Annotated in this window: 22 protein-coding genes; 20 read left to right on the forward strand and 2 right to left on the reverse strand. The window is 41.6% G+C overall.

The window, feature by feature from the left end; genetic code table 11:
* Position 1 precedes the first annotated feature (1 nt).
* The 3 genes from lysA to BM126_RS22820 all read left to right on the forward strand — a co-directional run bounded on the left by lysA (position 2) and on the right by BM126_RS22820 (position 2,580).
* On the forward strand, positions 2–1,321 hold the full coding sequence (gene lysA / locus BM126_RS09590) for a diaminopimelate decarboxylase (protein WP_090989287.1): 1,320 nt from the start codon (positions 2–4) through the stop codon (positions 1,319–1,321).
* A gap of 739 nt (positions 1,322–2,060) precedes the next feature.
* Positions 2,061–2,369, forward strand: coding sequence for a hypothetical protein (locus tag BM126_RS22815; protein ID WP_256213039.1), 309 nt, complete (start codon positions 2,061–2,063; stop codon positions 2,367–2,369).
* A 73-nt stretch (positions 2,370–2,442) separates the two neighbouring features.
* On the forward strand, positions 2,443–2,580 hold the full coding sequence (locus tag BM126_RS22820) for a hypothetical protein (protein ID WP_256213040.1): 138 nt from the start codon (positions 2,443–2,445) through the stop codon (positions 2,578–2,580).
* A 119-nt stretch (positions 2,581–2,699) separates the two neighbouring features.
* Here BM126_RS22820 and BM126_RS09600 read toward each other — a convergent pair whose 3' ends face one another.
* Positions 2,700–3,575, reverse strand: coding sequence for a DUF1002 domain-containing protein (locus BM126_RS09600; protein WP_071350399.1), 876 nt, complete (start codon positions 3,573–3,575; stop codon positions 2,700–2,702).
* Between the two features lie 679 nt (positions 3,576–4,254).
* Between BM126_RS09600 and BM126_RS09605 the strand changes: the two genes are divergently transcribed.
* A complete protein-coding gene (locus BM126_RS09605; protein WP_071350433.1) occupies positions 4,255–4,602 on the forward strand; it encodes a GNAT family N-acetyltransferase in 348 nt (115 codons plus the stop codon).
* A gap of 91 nt (positions 4,603–4,693) precedes the next feature.
* Here BM126_RS09605 and BM126_RS09610 read toward each other — a convergent pair whose 3' ends face one another.
* The gene (locus BM126_RS09610; protein ID WP_256213041.1) at positions 4,694–5,218 is read right to left on the reverse strand and encodes a DUF309 domain-containing protein; all 525 of its coding nucleotides are present in this window, start codon (positions 5,216–5,218) and stop codon (positions 4,694–4,696) included.
* A gap of 585 nt (positions 5,219–5,803) precedes the next feature.
* Between BM126_RS09610 and BM126_RS09615 the strand changes: the two genes are divergently transcribed.
* The 16 genes from BM126_RS09615 to BM126_RS22305 all read left to right on the forward strand — a co-directional run bounded on the left by BM126_RS09615 (position 5,804) and on the right by BM126_RS22305 (position 21,032).
* A complete protein-coding gene (locus BM126_RS09615) occupies positions 5,804–6,565 on the forward strand; it encodes a segregation/condensation protein A (protein ID WP_071350398.1) in 762 nt (253 codons plus the stop codon).
* Positions 6,555–7,142, forward strand: coding sequence for an SMC-Scp complex subunit ScpB (gene scpB, locus BM126_RS09620; protein ID WP_090989288.1), 588 nt, complete (start codon positions 6,555–6,557; stop codon positions 7,140–7,142). Before BM126_RS09615 ends, scpB begins: the two co-directional genes overlap by 11 nt.
* Before the next feature lie 90 nt (positions 7,143–7,232).
* Positions 7,233–7,622, forward strand: a complete 390-nt coding sequence (locus BM126_RS09625; RefSeq protein ID WP_090989289.1) for a hypothetical protein — start codon at positions 7,233–7,235, stop codon at positions 7,620–7,622.
* A 46-nt stretch (positions 7,623–7,668) separates the two neighbouring features.
* The gene (locus BM126_RS09630; protein ID WP_090989290.1) at positions 7,669–8,157 is read left to right on the forward strand and encodes a YpuI family protein; all 489 of its coding nucleotides are present in this window, start codon (positions 7,669–7,671) and stop codon (positions 8,155–8,157) included.
* A 449-nt stretch (positions 8,158–8,606) separates the two neighbouring features.
* Complete coding sequence (locus tag BM126_RS09635; protein ID WP_090989291.1) at positions 8,607–9,761, forward strand: D-alanyl-D-alanine carboxypeptidase family protein; 1,155 nt, start codon at positions 8,607–8,609, stop codon at positions 9,759–9,761.
* A complete protein-coding gene (locus BM126_RS09640; RefSeq protein WP_090989292.1) occupies positions 9,754–10,347 on the forward strand; it encodes a nucleoside recognition domain-containing protein in 594 nt (197 codons plus the stop codon). Before BM126_RS09635 ends, BM126_RS09640 begins: the two co-directional genes overlap by 8 nt.
* Positions 10,348–10,884 carry a spore maturation protein gene (locus BM126_RS09645; protein WP_090989293.1) on the forward strand — a complete coding sequence of 179 codons (537 nt, stop codon included), beginning with the start codon at positions 10,348–10,350 and terminating at the stop codon, positions 10,882–10,884.
* Positions 10,885–11,540: 656 nt separating this feature from the next.
* The gene (rluB, locus tag BM126_RS09650; RefSeq protein WP_090989294.1) at positions 11,541–12,272 is read left to right on the forward strand and encodes a 23S rRNA pseudouridine(2605) synthase RluB; all 732 of its coding nucleotides are present in this window, start codon (positions 11,541–11,543) and stop codon (positions 12,270–12,272) included.
* A 254-nt stretch (positions 12,273–12,526) separates the two neighbouring features.
* Positions 12,527–13,057 (forward strand): thiol-disulfide oxidoreductase ResA, encoded by a 531-nt coding sequence (resA, locus tag BM126_RS09655; protein ID WP_071350388.1) that lies wholly within the window; start codon positions 12,527–12,529, stop codon positions 13,055–13,057.
* 18 nt (positions 13,058–13,075) lie between these two features.
* Positions 13,076–14,704 (forward strand): cytochrome c biogenesis protein ResB, encoded by a 1,629-nt coding sequence (locus tag BM126_RS09660; RefSeq protein ID WP_090989295.1) that lies wholly within the window; start codon positions 13,076–13,078, stop codon positions 14,702–14,704.
* Between the two features lie 11 nt (positions 14,705–14,715).
* Positions 14,716–15,894: a c-type cytochrome biogenesis protein CcsB gene (gene ccsB, locus BM126_RS09665; RefSeq protein ID WP_090989296.1), complete on the forward strand. Its 1,179-nt coding sequence runs from the start codon at positions 14,716–14,718 to the stop codon at positions 15,892–15,894.
* 488 nt (positions 15,895–16,382) lie between these two features.
* Positions 16,383–17,099, forward strand: a complete 717-nt coding sequence (locus BM126_RS09670; protein WP_071350431.1) for a response regulator transcription factor — start codon at positions 16,383–16,385, stop codon at positions 17,097–17,099.
* On the forward strand, positions 17,096–18,886 hold the full coding sequence (locus tag BM126_RS09675; RefSeq protein ID WP_090989297.1) for an ATP-binding protein: 1,791 nt from the start codon (positions 17,096–17,098) through the stop codon (positions 18,884–18,886). The genes BM126_RS09670 and BM126_RS09675 overlap by 4 nt, the downstream gene beginning before the upstream one ends.
* 163 nt (positions 18,887–19,049) lie before the next feature.
* Positions 19,050–19,601 carry an RNA polymerase sigma factor SigX gene (sigX, locus tag BM126_RS09680; RefSeq protein ID WP_090989298.1) on the forward strand — a complete coding sequence of 184 codons (552 nt, stop codon included), beginning with the start codon at positions 19,050–19,052 and terminating at the stop codon, positions 19,599–19,601.
* Complete coding sequence (locus BM126_RS09685) at positions 19,576–20,769, forward strand: hypothetical protein (RefSeq protein WP_090989299.1); 1,194 nt, start codon at positions 19,576–19,578, stop codon at positions 20,767–20,769. The genes sigX and BM126_RS09685 overlap by 26 nt, the downstream gene beginning before the upstream one ends.
* Positions 20,770–20,867: 98 nt before the next feature.
* Complete coding sequence (locus tag BM126_RS22305; protein WP_177201380.1) at positions 20,868–21,032, forward strand: hypothetical protein; 165 nt, start codon at positions 20,868–20,870, stop codon at positions 21,030–21,032.
* Positions 21,033–21,203 lie beyond the last annotated feature (171 nt).

Raw genomic sequence — 21,203 nt, forward strand, 5'->3', positions numbered from 1 at the left:
CATGCAATTGAATGGAACGGGAAGTGTGAATGATAGAGGACATCTTGAAATAGGCGGAGTGGATACGATTGAACTTGCAGAGAAATTTGGCACACCGCTATATGTCTATGATGTAGCTATGATCCGCGAAAGAGCGAGGGGTTTTAAGCGTACCTTTGACAAGCTTGGAATCAGGGCTCAGGTAGCTTATGCAAGCAAAGCGTTTTCTACCATAGCGATGATACAGCTGGCAGAAGAAGAGGGCCTGTCGCTGGATGTGGTATCCGCCGGAGAATTATATACAGCCATTAAAGCAGATTTCCCTGCTGAAAGAATTCATTTTCATGGAAACAATAAAAGTGAAGATGAGCTGAATATGGCACTGGATTATAAAATTGGCTGTATTGTTGTTGATAATTTTTCAGAATTGGAGCTGCTTGAGGAAATCTGCAGAACGAAAAAACAAAAGGTAGAGATCCTTCTCCGTGTTACTCCAGGAATTGAGGCACATACACACGATTATATCCTTACAGGCCAGGAGGATTCTAAATTTGGTTTCGATTTACTGAACGGACAGGCACAGAAGGCACTTATCCAGGCTATGAAAAGCAGCTGGATCAATGTTCTTGGACTGCATTGCCATATTGGCTCACAAATCTTCGAAACAACGGGTTTTATACTGGCTGCAAGAAAAATAATCGGCCAGCTGAAAGTCTGGCACCAAACACTGAACTTCCATCCTGAGGTATTGAATTTGGGCGGCGGATTTGGAATTCGCTATACAGATGAAGATGAACCGCTTCCTGCTTCTCAATATGTGGAGGCCATCGTGAATGAAGTCCAGGCCGAGCTTGGCGGCTCAGGCATCAGCATGCCTGAAATTTGGATTGAGCCTGGCCGTTCGCTTGTCGGGGATGCCGGAATTACACTTTATAAAGTCGGCTCTGAAAAAGAAGTGCCGAATGTGAGAAAATACCTGGCAGTGGACGGGGGCATGAGCGACAATATCCGTCCTGCCCTTTATGATGCAAAGTATGATGCTGTTTTGGCCAACAGGCCGCTTGATAAGGTGGAGGAAACCGTTTCGATTGCAGGGAAATGCTGTGAAAGCGGCGATATGCTGATTTGGGATCTTCCTCTTCCAATAGCAGGGCGAGGAGATATATTAGCCGTATTTTGCACAGGAGCCTACGGGTATTCTATGTCAAATAACTATAACCGCATCCCGAGGCCTGCCGTCGTATTTGCGGAAAAAGGCGAAGCGCGGTTAGTAGTTAAAAGGGAAACCTTCGAAGATCTTATCCGCTTGGACCTTACACTGCATGAAAAAGTGAAAAATTAAATAAAACCGAAAAAGGGATTACGGAATGTGAACATTCTGTAATCCCTTTTTGATTTGGAGTTTTTTGGAGTGTGAGTTCCTATTTGGCTCGAATTACTTGAAAATTGGCTCAAATGGGGCTGGAATTCGCTCTAATGTAAGAGGATTTGGCCCGAATTCATTGTGTATTAGAATCAATTATCCTTTTAACTGGAAAATACTGAACCCGATTCTTTCAGAAAAAGTAAATGAATGACCATTTGCTCTATTGTGAAGCTAAGCTTTGAGTTTATTCTAAAAAACCTTGAGAATCCTTCATATCAGCTGGATTAGCCGGCAACTATGCTGCAGGTCACACAATCTATATTACTGAATATTCCATCTAGACAATTTAAAATAAATGAACTAATATTAAAAAATTTAATATATTGTTCAAAAGCCAGGAAATATTGTCGATTCTTCATTTACAAGTTAAGTTATTAATTGTAATATTTTAGAAGTAAACAGATGGAAAGTTATTACATTTTATGTGATTTCCTCACAAATCTCATTAATAAACAACATTTTTTAAGAAAAGAACCTTAATGATAAGAGGATAATGCCGGCATGATAAAAATAGAGAACGGTGAGCTTACATAACAAAGTGAATTTCCAGTTCAAGCACTGAAAAATGTATCTTAAACTAATGATCTAACACCGTAAAATATATTTTTATCCTGCTTTTAAACCTGCAGTAAATTCTTTAAGGCGGAGCGGGCATATGCGTAGACTAAAATATTTACTTATCCTGGTAATTCTAACAGCAGCACTGACCGCTTGTGCTTCAACCCCTGATTTCAAGCCGTATAATGGCAATTCTCTCAGAATAGCAGTTGTTGGAGAGCCGCCAGAAGTAAAAGAGGAGCAAGTGAGATTCACAAAAATTTCTTTTGATGAAATGACAATTGGAAAATTGAAGTCATATGATGCGGTTTTTATTGCGAAAAACAACCATTATAAAGCGGCTGAAAGTAAATATACAGATGTTTATTTAAGATCAGCTATCCCTTTCTTTTATAGGAACTTATAATTATATTCCTTTTATTAAAAAAGATATAGCATACAACAAATCCTGGAACTGGAGACCAGGTTTAGAATATGCTGTGGGTATTCAAGCATTAAAAGACAATGATACAGTACAATGTTGGGGATATGGTTTGTATAATGATGAAATGACGGATGAAAATATCGGGGATGTTTATTCTAGAATTTTTGAGCAAATTGATAAGCTTAATCTTTAAACAAAAAAACCTGCCGAGGTTGTTAAAACATAAAAAACCAAAAGGAGATACGGAATGGCCACATCCCGTATCTCCTTTGTTAGAAAGCGGGATCTGACCTTCCGCTTATTGATTCATTATCATGAAAATAGTGATTTTATTGCATCAATCAGGCTGCTGAAAAAATCTTTTAACTTATCAAGAAAGGACTGGCCTTCGTCGGATTTTAAAAAGGTTGTCAGTTTTTCCTTGGCTTTTGTTAATTGATCTCCAACAGAGTTCCAGTTAATGTTCAAGTCCTTTAGTTTGTTGAACAAGTCGGTTAAACTCTGAAGCTGTTCGTCTGTCAGCTTGATGCCGAGATCATCTGCCGCTTTTTTAATGATGCTTTTGATGTCATCCTCTGTTTTTGGAGGATTCTTTGCCATTTCTTCCTTAATTTTAGTCATTAGGGCAGAGGCCTTATCAGAGCCAATTTTGTCGCCAAGCTGTGCCGTTTTCACCATTTCTTCGTTGGCCGCCTTTTTGACGTCTTCCGGAATGGTTTTGTTTGAAGAGAGCTCGTAAGCTTTAATTACACCGGTCAATGCGGCTGTTCCCGATACAGGGATAGGAGCGGTCACATAGACGGATGCATCTTTTACTCCGGCTGTGGCAAGCGCGTTAATGTACATTTCTTCTGTAACCCAGTTAATATTTTTGCTTTGTACCTTAAGTCCGGTTCCGGCCTTCTCAAGTGTGATGGCAGAAGACGATATTGCTTTAGTGCCGATTAAGCGGCTTGGAATATAATCGCCAAGATAGTCATGCTCTTCTTTGTTCGTGACAGTCAGGATATCTGTTCCCTGCGGTGCCTTCATTTCTGACAATATCATCTGTTTTTGCTCTTCTGTTAAATTCTCCCCGAGCGTAACGGTCATGTCACCGACTGCAGCATCAGCAAAGGCTCTCAGCGGAAGCAGCAAGCATAGTATAAGGGTCAAAACTGCCCATTTTTTTGAAATTCTGATTTTCATATTTTCCTCCTTAATCATCTGGACCATCTTTATGGAAAAGAACCCTGTTACAGGAAATAAATCTTTTCTATAGAATAGTATAATCACAAAATGATAAAGTTTCAAAAAAAAAGCGAAAAGGAGCGGATGTCTGCCGCGCTGAAGGGGACCTAAGGGCGATTTGTCATAATGTGAAGTATTATAGTAGAATATAGAGGGCTTTGAATGTAAATAAACTCATAGCAAATAAGAGCGATGTGTAACAGTTAAAAACTGTCCGGAAATTCAGGTCATATTACCATGCTGCACGGGCATCGGTTTCAGCCTAAAACCGGGCAATAACACCATTAATGATTGATCCTTGCTGTCACTTGCATGATAAGACTCTGCAGCGGGAATAAACCCGGTGAATCCGAAAAAATAAAAAAAGAAAGCGTTTTAATAGCCTAGCGTGCGGGACGGGTTGAAACGGACACGATTTTTATGTATGATGTATAAGATCATTAAATTATTTTTAAATAAGCTCTGTTAAAGCTCTAGTTGATTTTTGGCCAATTTGAAACTGGAGCTGATTTGCTGGCTTCATGCGGAAAGCTGCGGAGCGTTCTGGCTTGCCCGGAATGCCGGCGCCACGCGGAAATCAGCGGGCAAAATTAACAAAGCCTTAATAAAAAACTACGTTCTAGTAACGAGGGATCATATGTTAATCAAATATAAGAAAAGTTTTGAGAAGTTTGCAATGGGCTTATTATCATTTATGCCGAATGAAAAAGATATTAAGAATCTGCAGCAGACGATGAAAGACTATGAAGGCAATGAAGATAAGCAGCTGTTTTTATGGAAGGATGAAGAAATCATCGGGCTGATCGGAATTAATCTTGCCCAAGAAGGAATCATCCAAATTGAGCATATATCAGTCAACCCGGCTTTTAGGCACCAGGGCGTTGGGAAAGCAATGGTGAAGGCACTGAAAGAAATGTTTGCAGATAAGGAATTAAAGCCTAACGAACTGACTGCGGGGTTTTTTGAAAAATGTGATGCTTCATGACGCCTGACCTTATTCCTTTCGGGGAATAAGGTCTTTTTGCATGCTATGCCTGTTTTTCCGGGCTGCAGGGCAGAAAAACACGAGGAGGCCCTTATCTGCCGGCATTTTTCATGCTTAGGATCCTGGCTCTTTCTTCGATAACCTCCGAACGGTCCCTTAATGAATGTTTATTGACTAAAAATGGGTCATGGAGCAGACTGTCAGAACACCAGGCAAGACCCTTGCTCAGGCACAAGGCTTCACATTCCTTTATCAGACCCGGATCGGAAATCGGAAGGATAAAGTGTTCATACGGCTTGCCTTGGAGCAGGCGTTCATGAAGCTCTGATAATAATTGCATGAGCATGCTGTAATTTAATCCGAGGTTAAGTGTTTCAGTTTTTTTGCACTGTAAGATATTCAAAGATTTTTGAAGTGTCTTCAGGGCGCCTTTTCCGTTTCCTCTGCGCTGATGGTAAAGTGCTACTGCAAGCTGAATGAAGCCTACCCAATGGGACTGTTTATCCCCTGGAGAAGTCTTTTTCCAATATTCTTCAAGGATTTCATGGCATTCGAAATAATCTCTGTCTCCGTGAAAATGAACCAGATATGTAACATACTCTTGTGGATAGCTCACGCGGCACCTCCTTTTCGTCGTCATATGAGATATTGTAGCACAGGATGTGTTTGTACAAACATTGAAAGGGTGCAGAACAAGATAAAGAGCCGATTGCATGGCAATCAGCTCTCCTTCTTCGGATGGCAGCAATGCCGCCCGAAGAACCAGGAAGCGCAATTTCTTAGGATGAAAACCGTGCAGGAAACAATTGTCTGCTTCATGCAATGTCCTTTATCCCCCCATGTAAAGTACCTCCCTGGAATTTTCCTTCTTTACATGTTCAGAGTATGAAATTGTAGGCGAATGTGTTTGGGCGGCTGCCCAATCAGAAAAAATTTCTCATACAGAGGAGCAGCTGCAGTGAAAGAATCTTGTTGGACAAACCCCGTTAATCTACTATACTTAAGGATAGCGGGATAAGGGTTTTTATAGAAAATATCCTTCTGTCATGGCGGGCTTCCCCTATGATGGATAGGTGAACGAAATGTGTTTTCGACGGGCAGTTTTACCCGCTTAGACTTCTTTAGACTCTCCTTTGAACCGGGAGCATTCAGCCCGTTTAAATAGGGCAGTAACCAATCATGATATTGCGGGGTTTTTACTATGGGCTACAACATTAAAATTGATGCATTTGAAGGTCCTATGGACTTGCTTCTTCATTTGATCAACCGGCTTGAGATAGATATTTATGATATTCCGATGTCTGAAATTACAGACCAGTATGTGGGCTATATTCACGCAATGAAGGATCTTGAACTGGATATCGCAAGTGAATATCTGGTAATGGCTGCAACATTGCTGGCGATAAAAAGCAAAATGCTTCTTCCCAAGCATGAGGACGAAGCGGTATTTGATGAAGATGGTGCTTCCTTTGAAGAAGATCCACGGGACGAACTTGTTGAACAGCTGCTTGAATACCGGAAGTTCAAACAGGCAGCAAAGGAATTTAAGACACTTGAAGAAGAACGGGGCATGGTTTTTACACGCCCTCCGGCAGATTTGTCTGATTTGGCCAAAGAAACGGAGCAGAAGCGGGAGGATTTGAATGTAAGCCTGTACGATATGCTGGGCGCCCTGCAAAAACTGCTCCGCAGGCAGAAGATACAAAAGCCGATTTATACAAAAATAACCAGACAGGAAATTTCCATTGAAAAAAGGATGGATGAAATTCTGTATGATCTGAAGAATTTTATCGGGAGAAGAAGCTTTTTTGATCTTTTTCCTTTTCGGGAAAAGGGACATATTGTTGTAACGTTCCTTGCGGTTCTGGAATTGATGAAAATGAATGAAATTATGGTAGAGCAAGACGGGAATTTCTCGGAAATTTTTGTAGCAGCTAAGGAAGGTGCAGCAGTTGGAGGGTAACAATTGGAAGGGCAGTTTAGAAGCCCTGTTATTTGCAGCAGGAGATGACGGTTTGTCCTTAAAACAGATTTCTTCTGTTCTGGATATTACGGAGATGGAAGCTGCAAATGTCATTGAAGACTTAAGAGAAACATACGATTCAGAAGAGAGAGGAATACAGCTTGCTGAGATGGGAGGGGTGTTTCAGCTGGCTACTAAAAAAGAACATGCCGATTACCTGAAAAAACTTGTTGAAACGTCGGGGACGCAGGGGCTTACACAGGCTGCACTGGAAACACTGGCTATCATTGCTTATAAGCAGCCGCTGACGAGGGCTGAGATTGAAGAAATCAGGGGTGTTAAGACAGAACGTCCGCTGCAGACCCTTGTTTCAAAAGTCCTGATAAAAGAAGTCGGCCGTGCCGATGGGCCGGGAAGGGCATTTTTGTATGGCACAACAAAGGAATTTTTGGATTATTTCGGATTGAAATCGCTTGAGGAGCTTCCGCCGCTTGCTGATTCTCAAGGTGAAGAGAATGATATGGGTGAAGCCGATCTGTTCTTCGGGAAATTCCAGGATAATATAGAGCAGAATTAAACTCTCGGCTGCAAATGGTGCATGACAGATTTTTGATAATTGTGATAATATACTATTCATATAGATACCTTGCAGTCAGGAGGGAAGTCTTTGAATATATTGGAATGCCAGGGATATGAGCTCGAAAAGGAAAAATCCAACTCGCCTGAGGAATTTTTTAACAGGTCGGCCGTAAGATACATAGAAGGCGGAGCTGAAAAAACACTTACTGTTTTGTACCTTCGTTACTTTGATGAATTAATGGAAAAACATACTCCTTACAAGGCCAATCCGCTGTTTCGATGTTCCGGCCGCGATGTCTGTCTCTCGGATATCGCTGCACTTGTCTGCCTGATGGCTGATCGGGGATTCAAGGAGCGAAAAAGAGTGTACGTGAATTCGGAAGAGGATTTTTTCGGGTATTTCAAAACTGCTGACTTTCACCTTTTGCAAAAGATATTTATCGCACTTTCCAATGGAAGTCAATACGAAATTCTATGAGATGATGCAGAATGAAAATCTGTTAAAATATGAGGAGGGTGCACGGTTGGGGAATTTAATTGTAAAATCTCAGCTTGAGGATGTTAGTGTTTTTTTGGAGGGTACTGTTGCAAAGCTTGAAAACTTTCTGAATGAAACCACTCTTTCAAGCCTTAAGCAGGAGAGTGCCGGGGACGAAAGGTATTATAAAAGAGTCATTTCCAATGTAAGGAGGCTGCTTGTTCACTGTGAAGATGGACTGGAAGCCTGCCAAATCGTCCTTAAAAATGAAATTTTTCATAAAGCGGCTGCTGAAAAAACACTTTATAAAATTTACCACCAATGTGTGGATGAATTCTTTTCTCCTAAATCCGATTGCTGGTTTGAAGACAGCCGTTCAGCGTATACAGGAAAAAACTCAATTAAATTCCATAGCGGGGTACCTGAGAGCATATCAGGAATCTTCAGAAACCTGGAAAAGGAATTTCAGTCTGTGCGTGAAGACCTGGAATTCTATGAAACAGATTACCGGACAAAAATGCTTCAATCTAAATAACAAATGACGAAGAGGGTGTTCCTGAAAGGCCATAATTCATTGGCCTTTTGGAAACATCCTCTTTTCTTTTGGCTCTTTTCTTAAGGTTGTTGTTATTTAATAAGTTTTCGAGGCAAATCTATTGTTAAAGCAGGTTGATTGGAGCGAGAGGTGCGAAGACTCCAGCGGGATTAGCGTGACAGATGAGACCCGCAGACGCAAGTCGAGGAGGATCAGCGCACGCCCCGCGGTAAGCGGAGCATCCTGTAGCGGAATCACCCCCTTGTTCCATAGCAACAAAGTTTACGAAAACAGCCTTTCTTTTTTTGCTCTCTGCAGAATGGAGGTAAGACAGAAGCCTGCAGGATCTCCATATTCAGCTGGTGACCTTTTAAAATGACCTGTTTTATTCATATCCCATCTTCCTTTGCATACACTTGTACTAAACCATAATGGGACGAGGGGAAAATATGCGTTTTCTTAATAGATGCCTGCCAGTCTTACTTGCTGCAGTGCTGTTTCTGTCATTCTATCCGCTTCAGCCAAAAGCAGCTTCAGGAGTGACGGCCCACAGTGCCATATTGATGGACCAGGAAAGCGGACGAGTATTATTTGAAAAAAACGCACATGAAAAGAGCCGCATCGCAAGCATTACAAAAATTATGACAGCCATATTGGCCGTCGAATCCGGAAAAATGAATAAAACAGTGACGGTGTCGGACAATGCCGTTGGAACAGAAGGCTCCTCTCTGTATCTTAAATACGGAGAAAAAATTAAATTGCGGGATCTTGTTTATGGACTGATGCTGCGTTCCGGCAATGATGCTGCTGTAGCCATTGCTGAAGAGGTGGGTGGAAGCCTTGACGGGTTTGTCTGGATGATGAATCAAAAAGCGGAAGAAATCGGTATGAAAGACAGCCATTTTACTAATCCCCATGGCCTTGATAACACAAAGGACCATTATTCTTCTGCTTATGACATGGCTCTTCTGACCAGATATGCCATGCAAAATAGCACATATAAAAAAATTGCAGGAACGAAAATCCACAAAGCCCGCAATTCCATGGAAACCTGGGATTATGTCTGGAAAAATAAAAATAAGCTTTTAACCCAGTTATATGAATACTGTACTGGAGGGAAAACAGGCTATACAAAGCTTGCTAAACGGACACTTGTGACAACGGCCTCAAAGAATGGGCTTCACCTTGTTGCAGTAACCCTGAATGGACCTGATGACTGGAATGACCATATCCATATGTATGAGTCCTCATACAGTACGTATAAGCCTGCAGAGATCCTTTCTAAAGGAGAAATTACCGGTGTGAAAGCAAAGCCTTACAAAGGTAATATCTATTACAGAAACAGCTTTACCTATCCTCTGCTGAAAAAAGAACATGATAAAATCACGGTAGAAATGAAAATGTTAAAGCCTCAAAAGAGCTGGGAGGATAAAAAGAATATACCTGAAATCGTCGGAAAAGCAGTGATTTACCTGGATGGAAGGGTCATTGGGGTGCGTTCCATTTTTTACGGAAAGCATCAGGAAGCATTTAAGCAGCAATCCTTTCAGGCATCATGGCTCGACCTGTTAAAGTCCTTCCTTGGGATCAGCCATCATGGTTAACTACATTTGGGTGGGCCTGACAGTTTGCGGCATTCTGTTTGCCATGATTAATGGCACGATGGATGAGGTGAATGAAGCATTATTTAAAAGTGCAAAAGAAGCGGTTACCTTAAGTCTTGGATTGATGAGCATCCTGGTGTTTTGGCTTGGGTTAATGAAGATTGCCGAGGACTCTGGCCTGCTGAATAAATTGTCGCGCCTTTTTAAGCCTTTTGTGCAATTTTTGTTTCCCGAAGTGCCAGCAGGCCATCCTGCGATGGGGTATATCCTTTCCAATATGATGGCGAATTTCTTTGGACTTGGAAATGCGGCAACACCTCTTGGAATAAAAGCAATGGAACAGCTAAAAGAATTAAATGGAGGCAGGCCGGAAGCGAGCAGGTCCATGATTACCTTTTTGGCAATCAACACCTCGAGCATTACGCTGATACCGACAACCGTAATAGCCATCAGGATGAATTTCAACTCTGCGTCCCCTACCGACATTGTTTTTCCGACAATCATTGCTACAGCCATTTCAGCAGCGGGAGCGATCATGATTGACAAGTATTATTACAGGAAGAGAAAACGCAATGGGGTGAAGTAGATGCATTGGATGACAGTGATTTCGATTTGGATGATTCCCATATTAATCGGCGGCATTCTGCTATACGGAACCTTCAAAAAAGTCCCGACATATGAAGCTTTCGTTGAAGGAGGAAAGGAAGGCATACAGATATCCTTTTCCATTATTCCTTTTTTAGTGGGCATGCTTGTGGCGATTTCAGTTTTTCGGGCATCGGGTGCGCTTGATTATGTTGTAGGGTTTATGAAACCTGTTTTAAGTATCATTCATGTTCCGGCAGAAATTGTTCCGTTGGCCATTATCCGGCCTCTGTCAGGAACGGCGGCTCTCGGAATGACGAGCGACTTAATTTCTGTTTATGGGCCAGACTCATTTATAGGGAGGTTAGCCGCCACCATTCAGGGAAGCACAGACACGACTTTTTATGTGTTAACTGTTTATTTTGGTGCTGTCGGCATCAAGAAAATGGGCGATGCCGTCAAAGTGGGCCTTTTAGCAGATTTAGTTGGAATTGCTGCGGCCATAGCGGTAGTAACATGGGTCTTCGGAACAAAATAATGAAAAAGCAGGAAGCTTGTTGATAAACAGGAGAATAACATATCAATTTTTAAGACCAAATCGCATATGATTTGGTCTTTCGTATTTTTTATATCAATGTATTTATTCAAAACCATAAACCTAATGCTTTTCTTAAAGATTGATTTTTTTATATTTTGTGAGCCGATCCCATTGTTAAGTCAGGTTGATTGGAGCGTAAGGTGAGAGACTCCTGCTTAGAATAGCGGAACAGGTGAGACCCCGCAGGCGAAGCCTAGGAGACTCAACGGCCGCCCCGCGGAAAGGGAGCAATCCTGGAGCGGAAATCAACCACCTTTTTCTAGAACAGCAAAGTTTAAGGTATTCTCCATATAATCTGAACGATCCCAGGATATCTCCTTCTTTTTTTTGTCTTTTTTTATACGAAAATGGCATTACAAATACAGTGCTGGTTTTGCATGGTAATTTTTTTGTGGGGAAATGACAGCTATGTGATACACTCATATTGTCAAAATGTATGAAACAATTTCCTGGCACAAGGAAAGAATAAAAAAAGAAACCCGGTTATTCCCTAAAAAACATTTGTTTTTTAAGAGCATTGTGCAATAATTGTATGATTGCGTGTAAACTGCAGTTTTTAAAAAATGCCACAAGTATGACTTATGAGGTGAAGATAGATGGAACGGTTGCAAAAAGTTATTGCTCATGCAGGAATTGCATCGAGAAGAAAAGCGGAAGAACTAATTTTGGATGGAAGAGTGAAAGTGAACGGAAAAACGGTAAAAGAACTTGGAATTAAGGTAGGCCCTAATGATAAAGTAGAAGTTAATGAGGTGCCTCTTGAAAAAGAAGCTCCGGTTTACTTCCTGCTATATAAGCCCCGGGGTGTCATTTCTGCAGTAGCGGATGATAAAAATAGAAAAGTGGTCACAGAATTCTTTCCGGGAGTTCAGGAAAGAATCTACCCGATCGGAAGACTTGACTATGATACATCAGGCCTGCTGCTTCTGACAAACGACGGGGAATTCGCCAATATCCTGACACACCCAAAACACGAGGTGGACAAGGTATATGTAGCAAAGGTGAAAGGAATTCCTCTAAGGGAAAGCCTTAAGAAATTGGACAGGGGAATCATGCTTGAAGATGGCAAAACGGCTCCTGCCCGCACTAAAGTCCTTTCTGTGGATAAGAAGAAACAGACTTCGATCATCGAAATCACCATCCATGAAGGCAGAAACCGGCAGGTCCGGAGAATGTTTGAAGCGATTGGCCATCCTGTAACAAAGCTGAAAAGGGAAAGATTTGGCTTTTTAACCTTGCAGGGCCTTTCAGCCGGTGAAGCACGAGAGCTTACACATCATGAAGTGAAGCAGCTTAGAGCGCTTGCCTTGAACGAAACAAAGAGATAAAACCTGAAACTGAAACTATAAGCGATGTTTTTTACATAAGAATCTTTCAATTACAAATGGGATATATATTTTACGCCTTTTACCAAAGATTCTAGTAAAAGGCATCGCTTTAATATTTCGGTAAAACGTTTACATTTTTTATTTCATCAATCCTGTTCTTTTTGTCACACAATTTTCAATAATTAAAATATTGGGGAATATATGTAAAATGTTATAATGAAGTAGCAATCAGGAAACAAACAGGGGGTAGTGCGGTGGATAAGAAAAAGCGGAGATTGATACTGAGAACAGCAATCCTCCTTGTGCTCGGCGGAGCTTTGGCATTTACGCTTTATGCGAATTTAACAAAAGATAAAAATGATTCTGTCCAAGTTGGTTCAAAAGCTCCCGATTTTGTGCTGAAGGATATGAAAGGCCAAAAACATAAGCTTTCAGACTATAAGGGGCAAGGCGTGTTCCTGAACTTCTGGGGAACGTACTGCAAGCCTTGTGAACATGAAATGCCATACATAGATAGCCAATATAAAGAGTTTAAGAACAAAGGAGTCCAAGTGCTTGCTGTAAATGTCAGTGAATCGCATTATGCGGTCCAGGACTTTATAGACCGCCATCAGCTCACCTTCCCGGTGGTTATTGATAAGGGCGGGGAAGTTCAGGCAGCATATGGCATTGACCCTTTGCCTATCACTTTTCTCATAGATAAGAATGGAAGGGTGATAGATAAGTTTACCGGAAGTTTAACAGAGGCTAACATACAGCAATTCATGGATAGAATCAAGCCTTAACATGGGAGAGATTTCAAAATGGCAGATGTGATATGCGAGTGCGGGCATAAAAATCCCGAAGGAACCATTCTCTGCGAATCCTGCGGAAGGCTGCTGGACGAAAAGCAATCGGGCGAAAAACTCGCCGATATGCGTTATGAAGGCAGTGCCAGGCGCTCACAAACCTATAATAAGACAATCATTGATAAGATTTGGAACTTTTTTTCTTCGGTAAAGGTGGGAGTCACACTTATCATCATTACCCTTATCGCATCCGCGGCGGGCACCATTTTGCCTCAGGAAATGTACATACCGACTAATGTGGATCCGTTGGATTATTATCACGACGAATACGGCTGGTTTGGCAAACTGTATTTTCAGCTGGGCTTTAACAATTTATACAGCTCCTGGTGGTATATGATTTTAATAGGTTCCCTCGGCATATCTCTATTAATTGCGAGCATAGACCGGTTCTTTCCGCTATACCGCTCGCTGAAGCTCCAAAAGGTTACGAGGCATGAGGGTTTCCTGAAAAGGCAGAGGGTCTTTGGAACAACGGATGGTGCCGGACTCGATTTAAACGTGGAGGAAGCAAAGGAAAAACTTAAAAAAAGGCATTACCGTGTCCGGGAGGAAAATGGGAACCTGCTGGCTGAAAAAGGCCGTTTTGCACGCTGGGGCCCATATATTAACCATATTGGTTTGATCGTTTTCCTGATTGGGGCCATGCTCCGGTCCGTCCCTGGCATGTATGTAGATAAAGTGCTGTGGCTGAGAGAAGGAGAAACAAAGGAAGTTCCAGGGACAAATGGCCAGTATTTTCTACATAACAAGAAATTTACACTCGAAACCTATGATAAAAACAGTAAAGAAGATAAGGAATTCAAGGAGGCCATTGATAAAAAAGGCACCATTGCAAAAAACTATCAATCTGACGTCACCCTTTATAAAAAGGATGGAAGCTCCCTTCCAGGCGAAGAAGCAAAACTGAAAAAAATTAAGGATTACAGCATTAAGGTCAATTATCCGCTGACATATGATCATTTTTCATATTATCAGGTGGATTATAAGCTTGGCGAGCTGAACAAAATGTCGTTTAAGCTGATTGATAAACAAACGTTACAATCTTTTGGTTCCATTACAATAGATTTATATAATCCTAAGAAAAACTATCAGCTTGCAAAGGGCTATTCCGTACAGCTTATGAGCTATTTTCCTGATTTTGAATTTGATAATGACAAACCTCTCACCAAATCAAGAATTCCGAACAACCCGGCTTTTATTTTCAAGATGTTCACACCTGATAAGCCAAAGGGTGAGGTCAGTTTTGCAGCTATCAAACAAACCATGGAGCCATTGGGAGAAAATAAATATAAAATGGCATTTGCCGGTATTGAAACAAAGAATGTTACAGCCCTGACAATCAGAAAAGATTTGACTCTCGGGATTATTTTTGCAGGCGGCATCATTTTTATGATAGGAGTCGTTCAGGGTGCATACTGGAATCACAGGCGCATCTGGATCATTAGAAAAGACAGCAAAATCCTGCTGGCTGGCCACACAAACAAAAACTGGCACGGACTCAAGCGGGATATCAGTACGATTATCGAAGGAACGGGAATACAGGAACCGGAAGATCAACTTCAAGAAGAGAAATCTTCAAAATAGGGGGATTCATATTGGCTGGGTTAAGCAGCAATTTATTGTTTACAGCTTTTATCTTGTACTTAGTGGCTACCTTTTTCTTTGGAGGGGCAATCAAGGATAAAAAAGGCGGAATGGAAAAAAAGCAAAATAAGTGGGCAATTTTTGGCATAACTCTTTCAGCGATCGGTCTCGCAGCCCATCTTGGCTATTTTGTGACACGCTGGATTGTGAGCGGGCATGCACCTGTAAGCAACCTCTTCGAATTCACCACATTCTTCGGAATGATGCTGGTTTGTGCATTCATGGTTATTTACAGTATTTATAAGACACCTGCTCTTGGGGTGATCACTTTGCCTATTGCTCTTATCATCATTGCCTATGCAAGCATGTTTCCAAGGGAAATTGCGCCCCTTATCCCATCACTTAAAAGCTATTGGCTTTATATACACGTGACAACAGCGGCAACTGGTGAAGCAGTGCTGGCCATTAGCTTTGCTGCAGGTCTTATTTACCTGCTGAAGTCTATTGATCAGTCCAAAAGGAGCAAAAGCACTTTTTGGCTGGAAGCATCACTTTTCATCTTGATTACAGCTCTGGGATTTGTGGCAGCTTCTTCAGCTTTCTCACTGATGGATTATAAAGCTGATTTTACCTGGACAGACAAGCATGACAAACAGCAGCAGCTTACATATACGATGCCTGCTATTTTCGGCCCGCATGAAGGGAAATTGCAGACTGCCGGGAAAATGGAACCGCTCATTGAAGTGCCGGCCATTATTAATGCGAAGAAACTGACTACAGTGGTATGGTCGCTTGCTGGAGGAATCATTCTCTATGCTATTATCCGGCTGATTTTAAGAAAAAGGATTTCAGCTGCCATTCAGCCGGCTGTCAAAAATATCAATTTGGATTTGCTCGACGAAATCGGCTATCGCTCTGTTATGATCGGCTTCCCGATTTTCACTTTGGGGGCACTGATATTCGCTATGATATGGGCCCAGGCAGCCTGGTCCAAGTTCTGGGGATGGGATCCAAAAGAGGTATGGGCATTAATCACATGGCTCTTTTATGCAGCATTTTTGCATCTCCGGCTTTCGAAGGGATGGCAGGGAGAGAAATCCGCCTGGCTTGCCATGATCGGCTTTTTAATTATCATGTTCAATTTAATTGCTGTTAATCTGGTTATCGCCGGCCTGCATTCATACGCATAAAAACTTTAAGGACGGATTACACCGGACGCAAAATTCTTTTTGTGTCCGGTACAGATCTGTTCTTTTTAATTGGCTCTTTTCTTGTTTTTTTAATGTGTTCCTTGAAGCGATTTCATTGTTAAGCCAGCTTGATGGGCGGAGCTTTTGCAAAAGGACCGTATTACACAAGATTTCCGCAGCATGAAGCATGTGTTTCGCTTTTATGTTGTTTTTAGATATAATATGACCGAGGCCTTATCTTATTACATAATGTCGTGTATTTTCACAAATAGATTCATTTACAAGATTAATCAGCTTTTATGCCGGGGTTTTAAAGTGCATAGATGAATTGTACTTTGCTGATTGAAGATTTCAGGAGATTGATGCTGAAGGCGAAACCCTGCTGGAGCCGAGCCAAAAGAAGGTTCACTCCCAAGGTATGCAAGTTTAACAAAGACTTTAGGAAAAGGTACCCTGTACTAAAAAATGAAAGGGGAGGAAAATCTGTCATGGATCAAACACTGAAGATATTGGTGGTAGATGATGAAGAAAGAATCCGCCGTTTACTTAGAATGTATTTAGAAAGAGAAGATTATATCATTGATGAAGCGGAAAATGGCGATATTGCCCTTGTAAAAGCACTGGAAAATGAATATGATGTCATTCTTCTCGACATTATGATGCCCGGCAAGGATGGAATTGAGGTATGCAGGGAGCTTCGGGAGAAGAAGTCCACCCCAATTATTATGCTGACAGCAAAGGGAGAAGAAATAAATCGTGTTCAAGGCTTTGAAGCAGGCACAGATGATTATATCGTCAAGCCTTTCAGCCCGCGCGAAGTGGTGCTGAGGGTAAAGGCTCTTTTGCGCAGATCTTCCCATGCAAGCTTTATCCAGCCTGAAATTGCTTCACACGATGTGATTGTGTTTCCTCACCTGAATATCGATAATGATGCACACAGGGTGACTGCGGACGGCAAGGAAGTCTCACTTACACCGAAGGAATATGAACTGCTTTACTTTCTGGCAAAGTCCCCGGATAAAGTGTTCGACCGGGAACAGCTATTAAAAGAAGTCTGGCATTATGAATTTTTTGGAGATCTTCGGACGGTAGATACACATGTTAAGCGGCTACGTGAAAAACTGAACCGGATCTCCGAAAATGCTGCACGGATGATTGTGACGGTTTGGGGTGTCGGCTATAAATTTGAGGTGACAGCTGACTGATGTTCTGGCGGAGTGTTGTTGGAAAGCTGTGGATAACGATCTTGCTGCTGGTTTCACTTGTACTGAGTATCCTGACCGTGCTGCTCATGCAGTTTTTTGAAAATTTCCAGATAGACCAGGTGGAAAATGATTTAACGAAATCAGCGGAACGAATTGTGAAAGTCATCCATGATAATCCGGATACCGATCAGGTTTTGCAGATTGCTTCTGATATGGTCGGCAAGGAAACAAAAATGCTTGTATTGAATAACAAAGAAGTCATTTTCAGCACATTTGAACATAAAAATGCAGGGAATTTACCTAGTATCCTTAAAAATGATAATGAACTGGAAAATGTTTTTAAAAAAAGAAGGACAGTTAAGAAAGAGATGATATTTCCTTCTGATATTCCGGGCAGCCAGGGAATTTCCGCTATTGTAATCGGAGTGCCCCTGCAGCTCGATGGAAAGAAAGAAGAAATTTTTCTGTTTCAATCACTGGAGTCAATGGAGAAAGCCATTCATTCTACGACTAAATTCATTTTGCTTGCTGCCGGGGTCGCCATCATTCTGACAACAGTGTTCGCATTTTTCCTTTCAACAAGGATTAATGCGCCGCTTAGGAAAATGCGTGAAGCTGCCCTTGAAGTCGCCCGGGGAAAGTTCGACACTAAGGTCCCGATTGTCACTCAAGATGAAATCGGGGAGCTTGCGGCTGCATTTAACCAGATGGGAAATCAGTTAAGCTTTAATATTAATGAACTCAGCCAGGAGAAGGAACATTTAGCCAGCATTTTAAGTAGTATGGCAGATGGTGTTATTACCTTTGATAAAGATGGTGCTATCCTTGAAACCAATCCGCCTGCAGAGCGTTTTCTTCATAGCTGGTATTTTGAAAAAGGATTTAACCGTGAACCGGATGATGGAGTTCCGGCTGTTTTGATGAATCTTTTTAACGCATCAGAAGAAAAGGATAAAGAACAGATTGGTGAAATCACCCTGCAAGGGCATGATTGGGTTTTGATTGTCAGTCCTTTATACGGATCAAACAGTATCCGGGGGGCCGTCGCCATCATCCGTGATATGACAGATGAGAGAAAAATGGATAAGCTGCGTGATGATTTTATCGCAAATGTTTCACATGAACTTAGAACCCCGATCTCAATGGTGCAGGGATACAGTGAAGCGATTATTGATGATATTGCCGGCAGCAAGGAAGAAAATATGGAAATGGCCAAGGTCATTTATGATGAATCCCTAAGAATGGGCCGGCTGGTGAATGATCTTCTCGATCTTGCCAGAATGGAATCAGGACATATTGTTTTAAATTATGAAGAAGTAGAGCTGGATGTTTATCTGGGGAGGATTGCCGCTAAATTTTCCGGACTTGCAAAAGAAAAGGACATTATCATCCAGACGGATATGCAGGACCAAGATGCCAGATGGGATTTCGATCCTGACCGGATTGAACAGGTTCTGACAAATCTGATTGACAATGCCATCCGTCATACTCCAGTTGGCGGCGAAGTTAAAGTCCTTCAGCGGATCGATGAAAGAAGAGGCTTGATCATTGATGTGAAAGATACAGGATCCGGGATTCCTGAAGGAGATTTGGCCTTTGTGTTTGAGCGATTTTATAAGGCAGACAAATCGCGTACAAGAGGACAATCAGGTACAGGACTGGGTCTTGCTATTGCAAAAAATATCATTGATGCTCATGAAGGGATGATTACAGTCAATAGCTTGCTTGGAAAAGGAACGACATTTACCTTTATATTGCCTCGGAAAATGAAAGAAAATGAAAAATAGGATAAAAGCGTGGCGGATAATCTTGTTTCATAAGAAACGCGGACGCTGCAAAAAAAGGAAGATATTTCTCGGAATATCTTCCTTTTTTTGGGTTATGGGACTATGATGAAGATATGACTCATTGATAGCAATATGACAATATTTTTAACGGAGGAGGGAAAAGATGGACTCCGTTTTCCATGAGCTTTATCAAGGCTACCATAAAGAACTTTATCAATTCTTATATTATATGACAGGAAACAGAGAAACTGCAGAAGATATCGTCCAGGAAGTCTATATCAGGGTGCTGAAGTCATATGAGCATTTTCAGGGGAAAAGCAGTGAAAAGACCTGGCTTTATTCAATTGCCAGAAATGCGGCAATTGATCATTTCCGAAAGCAAAAAGGCTTTAAGGAAAGGCTTTTCCATAATTTCGATTGGAATAAATATACTGTAAAGGACACAGCACCGCTGCCGGAGGAAATAGCACTGCAAAAAGAAGATATTCAGCAAATTTATAAAAGCCTCGACCGCTGCACAATGGATCAAAAATCTGTCCTGGTGCTGCGCTTTGTACAGGGGCTTTCGACCGCTGAGGCGGCAGAGGTGCTGAACTGGAGCTTAAGCAAGGTGAAAACCACACAGCACAGAGCTTTGAAGGCCGTTAAAAAAATGATGGAGGAGTATATAGGAGAGGAGGGAAAGCAAAATGAAAAAATCCCGATGGAGCGATGATGAAATAAAAAAACTGCTTCATCAATTGCCTGAAATCAGTGATAAACGCAATCAAGGAGAAGTCTATCAGTCTCTTTCTTCTCTAAAATTATTTAAAAGAAAGAGAAGCTGGATTCCTGCCGTTACAGCAGCTTTTTCTTTGGTTATTATTGTACTGCTTTCCGTTTCATTTTTTCATGAAAGAAATCATCTTTCCAGCCAAATCTCTATGAAGCAGGCAAACAGTACACGTGCAGATAAACAGATTGACAGTGGCAATCTTGCAGCTGCTGATGCAGGCAATCAAAAGACGGCTTCGGATAAAGCGGTTTCCGGAAACGTGCAGGGATCTGGCAGCAGCAAGGATCCGGCAGGGAAATCAGAAGCTGCCATGCTGTCAAAAAACAGGATTGTTACAATAGGGGTACCGGACAGGCAATATAATTTAATTATTCCAGTTTCAATAAAAGTGAAACAATTTTCAGAAAGCAAAAGGCTGGATGTGCTGAAAAAAAATATGGATGGCCTCAAAGGTAAAGTCTTGGGGTTAGGGGATTATTACCCTCTTAAGCTGACTTTTACTAAAAAACCCGGAGAATCCAGTATAAATATAGACATTCCGGCAAAAAGCCGCGCCATTAGAGATGATCAGCTTTTTTTGAGAACGATCCGCCAAACAATGAAGTATCAGCATGTTGCCAAATTTACGCTAACGGAAAATGGGAAAGCGGGAGCAAGCTTCCCGGAAACCGGCTGGATTAGAGAAGAGAAGCTCCCGGCCAGCTTCAGGCAGACATATCTTATTTATCAGGCCGATAAGAAATCTCCATCCTATATCGTGCCTTACATGGAATATAACTATATAGGAGATGCCCTTGCATCAGCCAAAAAAAATCCAGCCATAGAGGGAGTAAAGCCTTCGATTCCGAGGGCACTTAAATGGACGAAGATCATGGAAGACAAAAAAGAAAAAAAAGTAACGATTTGTCTTTCATCTGATTCCGAGCTGAAAAATACAAAAGAGGGTGTGCAAACCGTAGAAGCAATTTTATTTACAGCAAAGGATTTCGGCTATGAATGGGTGAATTTTAAAAATCCGCCACTTGCAAAAATCGGCCATTTTCAATTAAACAGAGCAATAAGAGTGCCCCAAGCTCCAAATGTCATTTCGTCAATCAAAAACAAATAATAGCCAGGTTCAGAACTAAAAGCATTTCTCATAGACCGTTCTATATTGAACCCTTTTCACATACCATAAAAAAGTATAAACGGCTTAGGGGGTATCTGATGCTTGATTATGGAAAAAGGCTGCTGATTGCAGTTATTATTGGACTATGCGTTGGGTTATTAATTATTGGCGGAAAAAGCGGACATGCTCAAGAAAAAAGGGAGCAGGCATTTTCCGGGAGCAACTGGACCCGGTCAATATGGATGCATGATGCTTGGAGCTGATAAATGACACTCCGGGCAGCAGGGATTATACTTGCCTGTAAATGCATGGGAAAAAGGAGAATGAGATGCATTCTCCTTTTTTGAATTTGTATACATGAATGTTTTTGTACAATCACCCAGAGGACTGCCGTGCTCCATCCTCTCACGGGCTGCGGCCAGATTTCGCCTCTA

Source organism: Bacillus sp. OV322, from assembly GCF_900112495.1.
Lineage (GTDB): Bacteria > Bacillota > Bacilli > Bacillales > DSM-1321 > Peribacillus.

Coding starts and splice junctions, on each gene's coding strand:
- BM126_RS09685 (WP_090989299.1), top strand. CDS start 19,576: ATGAAAAAATCCCGATGGAGCGATGATGAAATAAAAAAACTGCTTCAT.
- sigX (WP_090989298.1), top strand. CDS start 19,050: ATGGACTCCGTTTTCCATGAGCTTTATCAAGGCTACCATAAAGAACTT.
- BM126_RS22305 (WP_177201380.1), top strand. CDS start 20,868: ATGCTTGATTATGGAAAAAGGCTGCTGATTGCAGTTATTATTGGACTA.
- BM126_RS09670 (WP_071350431.1), top strand. CDS start 16,383: ATGGATCAAACACTGAAGATATTGGTGGTAGATGATGAAGAAAGAATC.
- BM126_RS09615 (WP_071350398.1), top strand. CDS start 5,804: ATGGGCTACAACATTAAAATTGATGCATTTGAAGGTCCTATGGACTTG.
- BM126_RS09600 (WP_071350399.1), bottom strand. CDS start 3,575: ATGAAAATCAGAATTTCAAAAAAATGGGCAGTTTTGACCCTTATACTA.
- rluB (WP_090989294.1), top strand. CDS start 11,541: ATGGAACGGTTGCAAAAAGTTATTGCTCATGCAGGAATTGCATCGAGA.
- BM126_RS09645 (WP_090989293.1), top strand. CDS start 10,348: ATGCATTGGATGACAGTGATTTCGATTTGGATGATTCCCATATTAATC.
- BM126_RS09660 (WP_090989295.1), top strand. CDS start 13,076: ATGGCAGATGTGATATGCGAGTGCGGGCATAAAAATCCCGAAGGAACC.
- BM126_RS22815 (WP_256213039.1), top strand. CDS start 2,061: ATGCGTAGACTAAAATATTTACTTATCCTGGTAATTCTAACAGCAGCA.
- lysA (WP_090989287.1), top strand. CDS start 2: ATGCAATTGAATGGAACGGGAAGTGTGAATGATAGAGGACATCTTGAA.
- BM126_RS09605 (WP_071350433.1), top strand. CDS start 4,255: ATGTTAATCAAATATAAGAAAAGTTTTGAGAAGTTTGCAATGGGCTTA.
- BM126_RS09640 (WP_090989292.1), top strand. CDS start 9,754: ATGGTTAACTACATTTGGGTGGGCCTGACAGTTTGCGGCATTCTGTTT.
- BM126_RS09635 (WP_090989291.1), top strand. CDS start 8,607: ATGCGTTTTCTTAATAGATGCCTGCCAGTCTTACTTGCTGCAGTGCTG.